Below are 12,713 nucleotides of genomic sequence, written 5' to 3'. Positions count from 1 at the left end.
AAAAATTTTGCAGAGTAAGGCATTTATAAAGATTTAGATAGTCTTTACCACTATTTCTAGCAAATTGTAAGCAAAAAAGTTGATTATCTTGTAATCGCTGCATATAATATCGGTAAGCGCGTCGCTAAGTAATATGAACACACTAAGTCTTACATTTCCGATAGTGTTGTTCGGATATAATAGAATGATTTTTCAATAAATGTAAGTAAAAAATGAGGTTTTTAAAAGCTGTCTTTAACTTAGCAATGTTAGCATTTTTTGTAGCTTCGACATCTGAAGCAAGGTGGAGTAAGTACGAAGATGCTTCTGTCGAGGTTAAGTTTTCTAATGTTAACATTAATGTTAATATAGATGGTACCTACGAAACGGAAGTAGAGCTTCAAGCAAAAATACTCAAGGAGTCTGGACGTGATAGATTTTCTCTGTATAGTTTAATCTACAATGATGATAATGCAGATTTGACTGTTTTAGAAGCTAAAACAGCTTATAACGGAGAGGAATATATATTCACTGAAGACATGATAGAGGATAAACCGCTAGCTAGTCCTAGTAAAGGCTTCGATCAGCTAAGGCAAGTAACTATATCGTTTCCTAAAATAGAAATTGGTACAGAAGTATATTTAAGGTATAAACAAGTTAACAAAAAGGTTCCTGTTGATAATTTTTATGGCTTGAGCTTTTCTTATCATGGGGATTATTTACAAGCAGAAAATACTAAAATCAATTCTGAATTACCCCTGGAGATTAAAGTTAATGATCCAAGAGAAGTATTAGAAATCGCTGAGGAAAAAAATGATGATATACACTCTATAAGCATTGCTTTAAAGAAAGCAGTTTATGAAAACACAACAAATGAACCACATAATGGAATATTGAACATAAAACACAACACTTGGGTATCACTTTCAAGCTTATCTGAATGGGAGGATTTAGCTAAAAAATTAGCTCCTGGATATCATAGCGTTATCAATCAGCCGCTTCCTGCAACTTTTGAAGCTATAGCAGAATTTGCTGACAATGAGAGTACCGATGAGGAGAAAATTAATGCAGTTACTTCTTTATTGAATGAAAAAGTTCAGTACATGGGAGACTGGCGTACAGTGTAAGGAAAATTTTTTCCGAGAGATTTGGAGAAAATTGCTGATTCTCAAGTTGGGGATTGCAAAGACTTTTATGCTAGCACGGCTGCTATTTTACAAGAACTTGGTTATAAAGTTCAACCTATTTTAGTTATGAGAGGAACTACTAGCACTTCTAATCCTAAAGCATTACCTAATATGGGTAATTTTAATCATGTGATGCTCAGAGTAATAAATAGATATGGAAAAATATATTGGATTTATCCAACTAATACCGTCAGTATGGCACAGGGTATTTTCCCAGACATTGCTGATAGGAACGCTCTAGTACTCGATTCTGAGGAAGCAGATTACATAAAGATTCCTGCTGTACAAGGTGAAAATTCAAAAGTGATATCCCATAGTGAATTAACTATAGAAGATAACGTTGTAAATGAATATGGCCATCTTACCGTACAAGGGGAAGCAGCCTTAGGCTTAACAGGTGTTGGATTATATTATTCAGATGAGCAGTTAAGAGATTCTGTTTTTCGTATGATTAGTGGAGTATATCTTGATGAAGAAGAAAAGAAGTTCTTAGAATTGCCTGACCTTACCTTGCGTAATGTAGAGGATCTTACAATCAAATATGAGTTTCAGCAAAAAAATAAGATTTTTAAGACAAATTTAGGGCCAGCTTTGAATTTAGGAGATAATTGCCTTAATGATGTTTTCAATACAGCTTCTGACCAAGTGTCAGACCTTTTTATTGGTGTTCCTAAAACTAAGGAAAGCCATATGATAATAAAAGATATCAAAATTAAAAACTGTGAAAATTTGAATTTTGAAATAGATTCTCCTTGGTTATATGTAAATAGGTTCTGTAAATATAAAAATGATGGAACCGAATTTAGCAATTTAATAACCATAAAGAAAAGCTTTATTACCAATGAAGAATTAAAGACTGCTGAATATAAAAACTTAAAAAGCGAATTGGAGAATAATTTTTCTAGAGCCTCTATAATAATAAGTGAATGAGTTGTGCTGGGAAAAGCACTTCTTAAAAGGCTTAAAATTTTTAAAATATGTACAATAACTTACGCGACTTCATCAGAGCATTAGAAGAAAAAAAAGATCTAATTAGAATTAAAAAAGAAGTTTCAACTATTCTTGAAATGACAGAAATTCATCGTAGGGTTTTGTCAAACAAGGGACCAGCTATCATCTTTGAAAATGTTGTCACAGAAAATGGCAAAAATTTAATTCCCGTTTTAGTGAATTTATTTGGTACTATTGAGAGAATTGCATTCGGACTTGGTATAAATTCTGATGAATTAAGGGATCTGGGTAAACTTCTAGCATTTTTGCGATCACCTGAGCCACCAAAAACCTTCAAAGATGCTGTGAAAATGTTTCCTCTACTAAAAGTTGTATTGTCGATGCGGAGCAAAGTTGTAAGCAAAGCTCCATGTCAAGAGGTGGTGCTAACTGGGGATAAGGTGGATCTTAGTTTGCTACCTATTCAGACATGCTGGCCAAACGAGCCTGCACCGATTATCACTTGGCCACTTGTGGTCACAAAAGGACCAACAGCAGACAAGCAAGATAATTTTAATCTTGGAATATATCGTATGCAGGTTGTGAATAAAAAAACGACTCTCATGCGCTGGCTTGCACATCGTGGTGGTGCAGGTCACCATAAACGGTGGAAGGAGAGGGGGCAAAATATGAAGTTTCCTGCGGCTGCTGTGATTGGTAGCGATCCTGCAACGATTATTGCTGCAGTAACTCCGGTGCCGGAGACTTTATCAGAATACCAATTTGCCGGGCTGCTGAGAAAAAAACCACTTGAGCTTGTAAATTGTAAAACTATTCCTCTTCAGGTTCCAGCTCATGCAGAAATTGTTTTGGAAGGATATGTAAGTTTGGATAATTACCAAGATGAAGGGCCATATGGAGACCATACCGGTTACTATAATGCTGTTGAACAGTTTCCTGAGTTTAACATCACTGCAATTACAATGCGCAAAGATCCTATTTATCTCAGCACTTTCACTGGCAAGCCACCTGATGAACCATCAATTCTTGGTGAAGCACTCAACGAAATCTTTGTGCCGATTCTCATCAATCAGTTTCCGGAGATAGTAGATTTTTATCTGCCCCCAGAAGGTTGTTCATATAGAATAGCGGTATTATCGATAAAAAAGGCTTATCCAGGGCATGCAAAAAGAATTGTTATGGGCATACTCTCTTTTCTCAAACAGTTTTTATATACCAAATTCATCATAGTTGTTGATGATGATATAAATATACGTGATTGGAAGGAAGTGGTGTGGGCAATGTCAACAAGAATGGACCCTGTACGTGATACAATTACGATAGAGAATGCCCCAATTGATTATTTAGATTTTGCTTCCCCTGAAAGTGGTCTCGGAGGTAAAATAGGGTTTGATGCAACAAACAAACTTCCACCTGAAACCAAACGAGAATGGGGAAGAAAAATTGAAATGAGCGAGGAAATAATAAAGAAAGTTACAGAGAAGTGGAAGGAATATGGGTTGACAGATGATTGAGCTATGATGTAGACTACCGCCGTGTATTTAGGTGTGCTTTGTGAGGCTTTTATATCTTTTATTTTTGTCGGCATGTTTTTCTCTGTATTACTATGCGGGTCCTATATCCTCGTCTTTCCCAAAAGCAACAGTTTGCTTCTCACCTGAAGAAGACTGTGCTGTACCGATAATCAGCGAGATAGACCAATATAAAGAATCTATCTTAGTTCAAGAATATACATTTACTCTTGGAACAGTTGCAAAATCTTTGATTAACGCCAAAGAGCTTGGTGTTGATGTTAAAGTCGTCTTAGATAAATCACAACTCCATTCAAAATATAGTGTCATAAGAGAATTGTTTTCAAATGGAATACCGATTTGGATCGATAATAAGCCAAAAATTGCTCATAATAAGGTAATAATTGTTGATAATCAAAAAGTCATCACAGGATCGTTTAACCTCAGTAAGACAGATGAAAAGGGAAACGCTGAAAATTTATTAATTATTGAAAATTATCCTGAATTAGTCCAGCAGTATGTGAAGAACTGGGAAATACGAATGTCACAATCCTATCAATATTCTCCCTAGATACTTGATATCAAAAAAAGTCTTTTTATTGATAGATTTAATTTCTTGTGATATAATAAATTAAAAGGTTTTAAGTGGTAGGTAATGGATTACATAAATGATGCTGCTGATAGTTACGCTGCCATTCATGATTTTTTTCAAAATAATGGTGTTGGAGATTACAAAGTTCAATGCAATTATGGTGGTGTACCGTATGCTACTGAAGAATATGTACATTCTGGAGACAAATTTTGGAGCAATAATTTTATAGACTCACATTTTGGAAGGGAAATAAAAATGTATCCTCAAAGTGAGCTTTTAGCTAAAGAGTATGCTGGGAATACACTACCGGTTTCAATATCACTAAACGAGGATCTAATAAAAATAAAAGAATGTCAGAAAAAAACTAAATTTGTAGAACTAGAAGGGGAATCAGGTGATATAGTATATGATAAGCAAAAACATATAAAGTGCTACACGACAAAGTTATCATATGACGATGTTTCTGTTCATAATAAAAACAAATTTTCAATACTGAATATTAGATATGATATGCCAAATGATCCGAGATACAGTTTAAACATAGCCTTCACAAAGGTTAATGATAATCAACCAGGGTTTTGGCAAAAATTTAAAAATATGTTTTAATAAAGTATCTTCTCAATCAGGAATATTCTGGTGGAAAATGAATATCTACTTAGTAATGAATTTGGTCAGTAGCTACTAAGTTTTTCTTATAGCTATACAACGAAGGTTTGCTGGTCTTACATTTATTCTCTGCAAGACAAAAAATTCACATAATTCTACATAGTATGGAATAAATAAACTTCCACTATATTTTTCGATTAAACTTACCTTTTCTCTATTGAACAGATTTCGTATTAAATCTTAAGTTCAACGCACCTAAATATATAAGCATTCCCAGCAAAATCATAGGTATAGAAAGAAATTGTCCCATAGTTAAATTGAACCATAAATAGCCAATTTGATAGTCTGGCTCGCGGAAAAATTCAACCACAAAACGTGCTATTCCATACCACATAACTGCAATACCAGTTGTTGCACCGTAATACAATTTCACTCTAGTCAAGAAAAACAGTGAATTTGCAACTACAAAAAGTAGCGCTCCTTCTAAAAATGCTTCATAAAGTTGACTTGGGTGGCGCAACAAATTATCACCACTTTCTGGAAATATCATACCCCACGGCATATTTGTAACCCTGCCAAATAACTCTCCATTTATAAAATTACCTATGCGGCCTAGAAGTAAACCTATCGGAACTCCACAAGAAATTAGATCCAGTGTGTAAAATATAGGAATGTTATGTCTTCTACAGGAGATTATTACTGCAAGCAAAACTCCTATAGCGCCGCCATGAAATGACATCCCTCCTTCCCAGGTCTTTAATATCTCAATAGGGCTGCTTATATAAAAAACTGGATCATATATCAACACGTAGCCAAGCCTTCCTCCAAGAATAACGCCTATAATAGTAGTTGTTAATAGCGAATCGTAAAAATTCTTAGTAAATATTTTTTGATTGTCTAGCTTATGTAAATACCAATATGCAAAAACTATACCAAAAACATATGCTAAAGAATACCAATATATAGAAACAGGACCTATGCTAAAAATAACTGGACTTAAAGACATATTTTACTACAAATTATTCTTAGACAATCTACTTTTCTCACGGTCCCACTCTCTCTGCTTTATGGTTGCTCTCTTATCGTAGAGTTTTTTTCCTTTCACAATGGCAATTTTAGTTTTTGCCAACCCTTTATCATTAAAATAGATAGAAAGTGGCACAACAGTTATTCCAGAGGTTTTGATTTGACCAATTAGCTTATTTATCTCTTTTTTATGCAAAAGCAATTTTCGTTCTCTTTTTGGCTTGTGATTCTTTTGGTTTGCAGCTTTATACTCTGCGATATGAATATTGTTTAGCCATATTTCACCTTTTTTTTCAGTAACGTAAGCATCAGAAATGTTTGCTTTTCTTTCCCTTAGTGATTTCACTTCGCTACTTAAGAGAATCATACCTGCTTCAAATTCTTCTAAGATAAAGTATTCAAACCTTGATTTTCTATTTTCTGCAATAACTTCCATATCTAAAGATATCTTTAAGCTTCAATATATTACAGAACTTTTGGTTTAATTCATAACAAAACAATTATCTAAGTAAATACAAGTGTGGTTAAAAAAACTTCAATCTTTCTGCAAGTGTAATTTGCTCCACTCTCCCTACTGCCATTTCAGTACTAGGACTAGGATTACTCGACAAAAAGCTTATTACATCTTTGCAGCACCATTCAATAGCAGAGTGTAAAGGAATGTGTCCGTTATCGTCCCACGCATAAACATTCGCACCATTTTCAACTAAAATTTCTGCTACACCTTTACAACCCCATTCAGCAACAAGATGCAAAGGAGTTTGTCCATCATTGTTCTGTGCGTTAACATCTGCTCCAGATGCAATTAGAGCCCTTACTATATTTTCATTACCAACTTCAGCAGCAAAATGTAAAGGAGTATATCTATTATTGCTCTGCACATTTACATCTGCTTCAGATGCAATTAGAGCTCCTACTGTACTTTCATTGCCGCTTTCAGTAGCAAAATGTAAAGGAGTATGCCCATCATTATTCTGCGCATTAACATTTTCTCCAGATGCAATTAGAGCTCCTACTGCACTTTCATTGCCACCTTCAGCAGCAAGATGTAAAGGTGTATATCTATCATTGTCCCACGGATTAACATTTGCTCCACTTTCAATAAAAATATCTAATATGCTTTTGTGATTCCATTCAGCAGCAAAATGTAAAGGAGTACACCCATCATTGTCCCGCACGTTAACATCCGCTCCACATGCAATTAGAACTCTTACTATGTTCTCATAGCCACTCTTAGCATCAAAATGCAGCAATGTAGTTTCTACAGCACTATCTGTAGTGAATATATGATTGATATTAAATCCACTATCTTCCCACCTCCGTAAATCAATTCTTTCTAATTTTGTTTTTATTCTTTCAATTATGTTGTTTTTGCTTAAACCTGAAGTATCATTGACTTCTGCAAGAATTTTTATAAAGTCATCAAGCGTCATAATTTCTACTATTTATTAAAATAACCTGGTTATTATGATCTTTGACACAAAAATCAAGAACTTTTTATTTTCCTAAAAAATCATTTAAGTTATACTCCAAATCATGAAAGTCAGACAAAATATTAAGTTTTTTTCTCTATCATTTGTGATTTTGTTTTCTCTATGGATTATATTGTCTGGTTATTTTGAGCCTTTTTTTATTCTCTGTGGAGTATTTTCTTCTGTGTTCACATCCATTATCTTTAGAAGATTGATCAATGCTGAAAGTGCCCTTAGTCAAATTCTAAATGATAGTGGTAGGCTGTCATTTTATCAGCTTATAAGTTATATACCTTGGCTAATGTATCAAGTTATTTTATCAAGTATTTATGTAACAAAAAAGGTACTACGATTCAAATCTACAGTTGAGCCAATTTTTATTGTAAGAAAATGCACAGGATATAATGATAAGACCATTGCATTATTTGCTAACTCGGTTACGATTACCCCTGGAACTTTAACTATCAATGTTGAAAAAAAGCAGAAAACATATTTATCTACCATATATTTGATAGATAAAGATCTTGAAAGTGGCATTTCTGAAATAGAAGGTAAAGTCTTAAAAATGCTACACCTAGTTAAGTAATTGCTTTAAATAAGTTAACAGCATCTCTGTATTCTCTTGTTAGGCTTTCAAGCATTTCTTTTGGAAGGCTATCAATAACAGTAGAACATAAATAATTGTACAAATCTTCTATCCTTGATATGTTATTTTTCTTCTTGCTGTTGAATTTGTACGGAAAAATGCCCTTCATAATTTCAATATCAACAACCTTATTTAAAAATGCATTTTCACTTGTTATGCTTATTCTTGTAAGTATAGTGTTAATTTCAGGTTCATTACTCGTATAAATATCTGATAATTCCGCCATTTTAATAACGTATAAAGTTACTACTTTTGATAAACAATTATCAGAATATTCACAATTTTTTATTACCTCCCACTGAGTAACCTGAGACTTGCTTGTTTTTGCATTGCTTGGTAATTTATTCATTGAATTTTCTCCATTTAATTCAGTAGTAAATTATACTAATACTTTGTTAAATAAATAATAACGCAGCCATAAAAATATGCATTTATTTACCATAAATTGTATAATATTCCTAAAATTAAATGTTAAAATTACTTCAAACTGAATGATTTCTTTAATTCCATGTTATCCAGCAGTGTAAAATATTGCTGCACAATAGTATTTATTCTAAAATAAACTTTCTTTTTGAGATATTTTATTAATGTCCATTCTTACAGCTGTACTAAAATGAAAAAGATAAAACTCGGAATACTAATTTCAGGTAGAGGATCAAACATGCAAGCTTTAATAGAAGCATGTCAAGATCAGAATTTCCCTGCTAAAACTGTGTGTGTTATCACAAATAATAGTGAAGCTGGAGGCCTTAAAATAGCAAAGCAAGCAGTAGTTTCAGCGTTTGTTGTTGAAGATAAGCCACTTAATACTGATAAAATTCATGAAATACTTGTTCAACATAAGGTTGATTTAATTTGCCTTGCAGGGTTTATGAGAATTCTAAAGGCCAATTTCCTGAATAAATGGTATAACAAAGTTATAAATATTCATCCCTCTTTACTTCCGTCATTTAAGGGCCTAAATGCTCAGGAGCAAGCTCTGAAAGCGGGTGTAAAAATTACAGGATGTACTGTGCATTATGTTACTCATGAAATTGATGCTGGAGCCATAATCGCTCAAGCTACTGTTCCAGTGTTACCAAATGATGATGTTCACAGTCTCTCAGAGCGCATTCTAGCTGAAGAGCATAAGTGTTATGTAAAAGCAGTAAGATCAATAGCAGAAAGTAACGCTAAGTGATATTAAATTAGAAAGATCGTGTGATACTGCTTTTTCTTTTTGTTACATCTTGATCCAGAGAAAGGTGTGTTGGAACTTTAGGGTTGGAGCTTTTTTGCTCGATATGTTTTTCTTTTTTCATTTCAATAACCTTATCAGATGTATCATCGTCGATTGGTTTTCGATTGCCTTCTTTCAGCATTTCTTTTAAATGCTGAACCTCTTTTCGTCTTTCTTTATTCTCATGATTAGCGTGCAATTTTGCTAATACTAATACATCAGGTAGTACTTTTGCTATAATTATATGAAGGCGTGATAAATTTATTTCTTTTTTCATCTCTATATACAGCTCTTTCTGCTCCTCTTTTGAAAATTGTGAAAGATGAATTTTAAAGTTTTTAACTTGATGATAAATAGAGTTAGTTATGTTACCAGTCATTACTATACAGCCCAATGTAACAAGAGGTGCAGTAACAAAAAGAACTATAGGACTACTAAATAAAGAAATAGAAACTGCAGCGCCTGTTAAAAATAATATATCGCACAGAATATCCCAACAAATACCTTGAATTCTATATTTATCTCTTCTTTTTTGTTCTAATGTTCTCTTGTAATTACATTTTTTATATAAGCTTTTTTCTCTAAAATAGTCAAAAAAAGAGTACATGATTAAAAATTAGGGATACTGAGCTAAAAAAAACACCTGTGCCAATATTACCAAGCATTATGCCCGCCATACCTATCTGTTGACTTGTAATATCTATCAACTTGATGATTATCAACACACCTGTGTTGATAACAGAAAATATCGTTATTAAAAGATTTAACAAAGCAATTGGAGTTTTTTTGCTTTCTCTTGCAGTATCGTTTTTCACCTGAACATAAAAGTCAATCATATATCTAAATTATAAAGAAAAATGGTTAAAATTTCAACTATGCTGTAGTAATGATTTACTTTCTTCCAACCTTAACAAAAAATAAATTTTCGGGATCAAGCAAAGAATTTGCCAGCTTATTTACTTCCTCCAATTGAACATCATTAATGATATTTGCATAATTATTTATATGGTTAATATCACGATCATCTATCTGCATACTATCCAGTAACGTTGCTGTATTCGCATTATTGGATAGAAAAGAGAAGATAAGGTTATTTACTAAACTGGTTTTTGCATCCTTGAATAATTGTTCGTCAATTCCTTCCTCTTTTATTCTGCTAAATGTATCTTTTACTGCTGATATAGCTTTGCTAGCAGTGGAACTATCAGTACTCATAAATCCAGATATAATATTTCCATGCTTATTAGGAAGATTACGTGCACTAACACCATAAGTAATACCTAGATTTTGTCTCAACTCTTTCATCAGTATTGAGTTTAGACTCATACCACCAAGCGCATTAATCAAAACACTAGCATTATAGTAATTAGGGTCTTCATATGCTATGCCTTTTTGAGCAAAAAGTATTACACTCTGTGGTATATCCATAAAAACGCTCTTACTTTCTGCAGGCCCAAATTCATTTTTTACAGATACCTTCCTAACTTTCGATCTTTTTGATGGTAACTTAGATAAATATTTATCGAGCAGCGTACTAACTTCTTCTTTTGTTGCACAACCAACAATACTAATAACGATATTATCCTTAGTAAAACTACGCTTTATGTATGTTAAAACATCATTTCTAGTAATGCTCATTATAGTTTCTAGAGTTCCATATGGATCTCTTGAGTAAGGATGTTTTTTGAACAACAACGTATCCAACTCTTTTGCAGCAATAAAATAAGGATCTTTTTCAAAATTATTAAAATTTACTTTGGCTTTTTCAAAAACTCTATTCAATCCTTCAGGATCAACTTTAGGACGCATTATAGAATCACTCAGTAGTGAAATTGCATCCTCTAGATTCTCAGATAAAGTATTTAATGAAACCCTAAATGCTTCTAAACCAGCAATAAAATTTAAACTAATTCCTTTATCCTCAAGCTTTTTTACAAAAGCTTTGGCATCATTTTTTCCTGCTCCTTCTTGAATTACAAGAGAAGTAAACCAAGCAAGCCCCTGCTTTTCTGCACTTTCATACACGCAACCTGCATCTTTGAATGATATATTGAGTGAAACTTTTGGTAAATCACGGTTTTCAACAAACAGAAACTTAAGCCCTTTATTAGTAGTAACCTCCTCTATATTTAGGTGGCTGCTGGCCTGCAAATTAAAGCCCAGACAGAAAAAAAGTAGAAATAAAAGTTTACTTACTCTCATCATTATTACCTCCTTTTGGTAGCAAACAGCCGACTAATTTATTAGTAGAAAAAATAGTACGAATTTTTTGATTTACATCTTTCAGATTGACATCATTAATTTTGCTATATGAAATGTCTATTTCATCAAGTGGGATACCTAGTGCTAGACGTGGTATATAAAATATTGCTACACTAGTTAAATCAGATAGATTATCAAACTGTGCTGCTTTGTATTTAGACTTTGTGCTTTGCAACTCTTCACTTGTTATTTCTTCAGAGGTAAAATGATTAATAGAATTTTCTAACTCTCTTGCAACAGCATCCAAATCTACCCCGCTTTTTGGAGTTACCCGAATCTCAATGTAACCATTACTAAAAGCTAAGCTATTATAATAAGCAAACACTTCTACTGCTACATTCTTATCTAGAACTAAATCTTTATATAGCTTACTAGACTTGCCATTTCCCAAAACATCAACTGCCAAATTGACAGGAAAAGTTTCACTTATTTGCTCAAATAAAGGAACAATATAGCGAAAGTATAAAACTGGCTCTTTCACTTCAGTGCTTTCTAAAATTACAGATATATCTGCATTATGTATTGAATCTTGGTTCGGGTAATGCTTAACTACAGGCTCAGCTTTAATTGCACCATATTTTTCCTTTGCTAATTCCGCTACTTCTTCAAACTCTACATCACCAACAACGAGCAGTATAGCATTACCTGGATGATAATAGTTATCATGAAACCTTGTTATGTCATCTTGATTGTAAGTTTTAATATCGCTCTCCCAACCAATAACAGACCTACCATAACCATTACGATAAAATGCACTGTTCATTTCTTCCCATAGTAAAGCTTCAGGATTATTATCAAATCTCATCTTTCTTTCTTCTAATACGATATTTTTTTCTCTATCTATTTTGTCTTGAGTAACATCAAAATTGCCCATTCTATCTGCTTCAATTTCCATTGCTAGTGGTAAATCTTTTTTGAGAACTAATTCGTAGTAGCAGGTGTATTCTTTAGTGGTAAAAGCATTAAATTGGGCCCCAATGCTGCCCAAAGTGGATTCTATGTCTTTAAATTTTCCTGTAGTTTCAAACATTAAGTGTTCAAAGTAGTGAGCCAATCCTGCTTTGCCAATTGGGTCATCCATTCCCCCAACTTTATATATTATTGCATGAAAAACAGCTGGAATTCGGTGATTAGGTACTACATAAACATCCAATCCATTACTGAGCTTAGCATGTTTTATGATTTCAGCTTCCAAAGAAATCGGACAAATGAAAAAAAACACAGATAGTATAAAAAAACTAAAGAATTTGCGAAGCATTATT

At 33.1% G+C, this 12,713-nt stretch carries 15 protein-coding genes; 7 read left to right on the top strand and 8 right to left on the bottom strand.

Annotation, left to right across the window (positions count from 1 at the left end):
- Positions 1 to 212: 212 nt before the first annotated feature.
- From AAE962_RS00605 to AAE962_RS00585, 5 genes are all read left to right on the top strand, one after another.
- Positions 213 to 1,106, top strand: coding sequence for a DUF3857 domain-containing protein (locus AAE962_RS00605; protein WP_343289146.1), 894 nt, complete (start codon positions 213 to 215; stop codon positions 1,104 to 1,106).
- A 21-nt stretch (positions 1,107 to 1,127) separates the two neighbouring features.
- A complete protein-coding gene (locus AAE962_RS00600; protein WP_343289145.1) occupies positions 1,128 to 2,096 on the top strand; it encodes a hypothetical protein in 969 nt (322 codons plus the stop codon).
- A 47-nt stretch (positions 2,097 to 2,143) separates the two neighbouring features.
- Complete coding sequence (locus AAE962_RS00595) at positions 2,144 to 3,631, top strand: UbiD family decarboxylase (RefSeq protein WP_343289144.1); 1,488 nt, start codon at positions 2,144 to 2,146, stop codon at positions 3,629 to 3,631.
- Between the two features lie 40 nt (positions 3,632 to 3,671).
- On the top strand, positions 3,672 to 4,199 hold the full coding sequence (locus AAE962_RS00590) for a phospholipase D family protein (RefSeq protein WP_343289143.1): 528 nt from the start codon (positions 3,672 to 3,674) through the stop codon (positions 4,197 to 4,199).
- 84 nt (positions 4,200 to 4,283) lie between these two features.
- Positions 4,284 to 4,826 carry a hypothetical protein gene (locus tag AAE962_RS00585; RefSeq protein ID WP_343289142.1) on the top strand — a complete coding sequence of 181 codons (543 nt, stop codon included), beginning with the start codon at positions 4,284 to 4,286 and terminating at the stop codon, positions 4,824 to 4,826.
- Positions 4,827 to 5,040: 214 nt separating this feature from the next.
- Here the strand turns inward: AAE962_RS00585 and lgt are convergent, their stop codons facing one another.
- From lgt to AAE962_RS00570, 3 genes are all read right to left on the bottom strand, one after another.
- The gene (lgt, locus tag AAE962_RS00580; RefSeq protein WP_343289141.1) at positions 5,041 to 5,832 is read right to left on the bottom strand and encodes a prolipoprotein diacylglyceryl transferase; all 792 of its coding nucleotides are present in this window, start codon (positions 5,830 to 5,832) and stop codon (positions 5,041 to 5,043) included.
- 6 nt (positions 5,833 to 5,838) lie between these two features.
- On the bottom strand, positions 5,839 to 6,288 hold the full coding sequence (gene smpB, locus AAE962_RS00575) for an SsrA-binding protein SmpB (RefSeq protein WP_343289140.1): 450 nt from the start codon (positions 6,286 to 6,288) through the stop codon (positions 5,839 to 5,841).
- An 88-nt stretch (positions 6,289 to 6,376) separates the two neighbouring features.
- Entirely contained in the window at positions 6,377 to 7,285 is a 909-nt protein-coding gene (locus AAE962_RS00570; RefSeq protein WP_343289139.1) for an ankyrin repeat domain-containing protein, read from the bottom strand.
- Positions 7,286 to 7,388: 103 nt separating this feature from the next.
- Between AAE962_RS00570 and AAE962_RS00565 the strand changes: the two genes are divergently transcribed.
- A complete protein-coding gene (locus AAE962_RS00565; protein WP_343289138.1) occupies positions 7,389 to 7,910 on the top strand; it encodes a Na+/H+ antiporter subunit E in 522 nt (173 codons plus the stop codon).
- On the opposite strand, the gene AAE962_RS00560 is transcribed toward AAE962_RS00565, so the two are convergent.
- Positions 7,903 to 8,319, bottom strand: coding sequence for a hypothetical protein (locus AAE962_RS00560; protein ID WP_343289137.1), 417 nt, complete (start codon positions 8,317 to 8,319; stop codon positions 7,903 to 7,905). The two genes, AAE962_RS00565 and AAE962_RS00560, sit on opposite strands and share 8 nt — an antisense overlap.
- Before the next feature lie 264 nt (positions 8,320 to 8,583).
- Between AAE962_RS00560 and purN the strand changes: the two genes are divergently transcribed.
- The gene (gene purN, locus AAE962_RS00555) at positions 8,584 to 9,150 is read left to right on the top strand and encodes a phosphoribosylglycinamide formyltransferase (protein WP_343289136.1); all 567 of its coding nucleotides are present in this window, start codon (positions 8,584 to 8,586) and stop codon (positions 9,148 to 9,150) included.
- 7 nt (positions 9,151 to 9,157) lie between these two features.
- Here the strand turns inward: purN and AAE962_RS00550 are convergent, their stop codons facing one another.
- The 4 genes from AAE962_RS00550 to AAE962_RS00535 all read right to left on the bottom strand — a co-directional run bounded on the left by AAE962_RS00550 (position 9,158) and on the right by AAE962_RS00535 (position 12,709).
- A complete protein-coding gene (locus AAE962_RS00550) occupies positions 9,158 to 9,796 on the bottom strand; it encodes a hypothetical protein (RefSeq protein ID WP_343289135.1) in 639 nt (212 codons plus the stop codon).
- A complete protein-coding gene (locus AAE962_RS00545; protein ID WP_343289134.1) occupies positions 9,780 to 10,004 on the bottom strand; it encodes a hypothetical protein in 225 nt (74 codons plus the stop codon). Before AAE962_RS00545 ends, AAE962_RS00550 begins: the two co-directional genes overlap by 17 nt.
- Positions 10,005 to 10,080: 76 nt before the next feature.
- Complete coding sequence (locus tag AAE962_RS00540; protein WP_343289602.1) at positions 10,081 to 11,391, bottom strand: pitrilysin family protein; 1,311 nt, start codon at positions 11,389 to 11,391, stop codon at positions 10,081 to 10,083.
- Positions 11,378 to 12,709 carry a pitrilysin family protein gene (locus AAE962_RS00535; RefSeq protein ID WP_343289601.1) on the bottom strand — a complete coding sequence of 444 codons (1,332 nt, stop codon included), beginning with the start codon at positions 12,707 to 12,709 and terminating at the stop codon, positions 11,378 to 11,380. The genes AAE962_RS00540 and AAE962_RS00535 overlap by 14 nt, the downstream gene beginning before the upstream one ends.
- Positions 12,710 to 12,713: the final 4 nt, after the last annotated feature.

The sequence above is a fragment of the Wolbachia endosymbiont of Encarsia formosa genome, assembly GCF_039540065.1.
Taxonomy (GTDB): Bacteria; Pseudomonadota; Alphaproteobacteria; order Rickettsiales; family Anaplasmataceae; genus Wolbachia.
The sequence above is the reverse complement of the archived record's forward strand: the minus strand, read 5'-3'. Positions and strand labels throughout refer to the sequence as shown.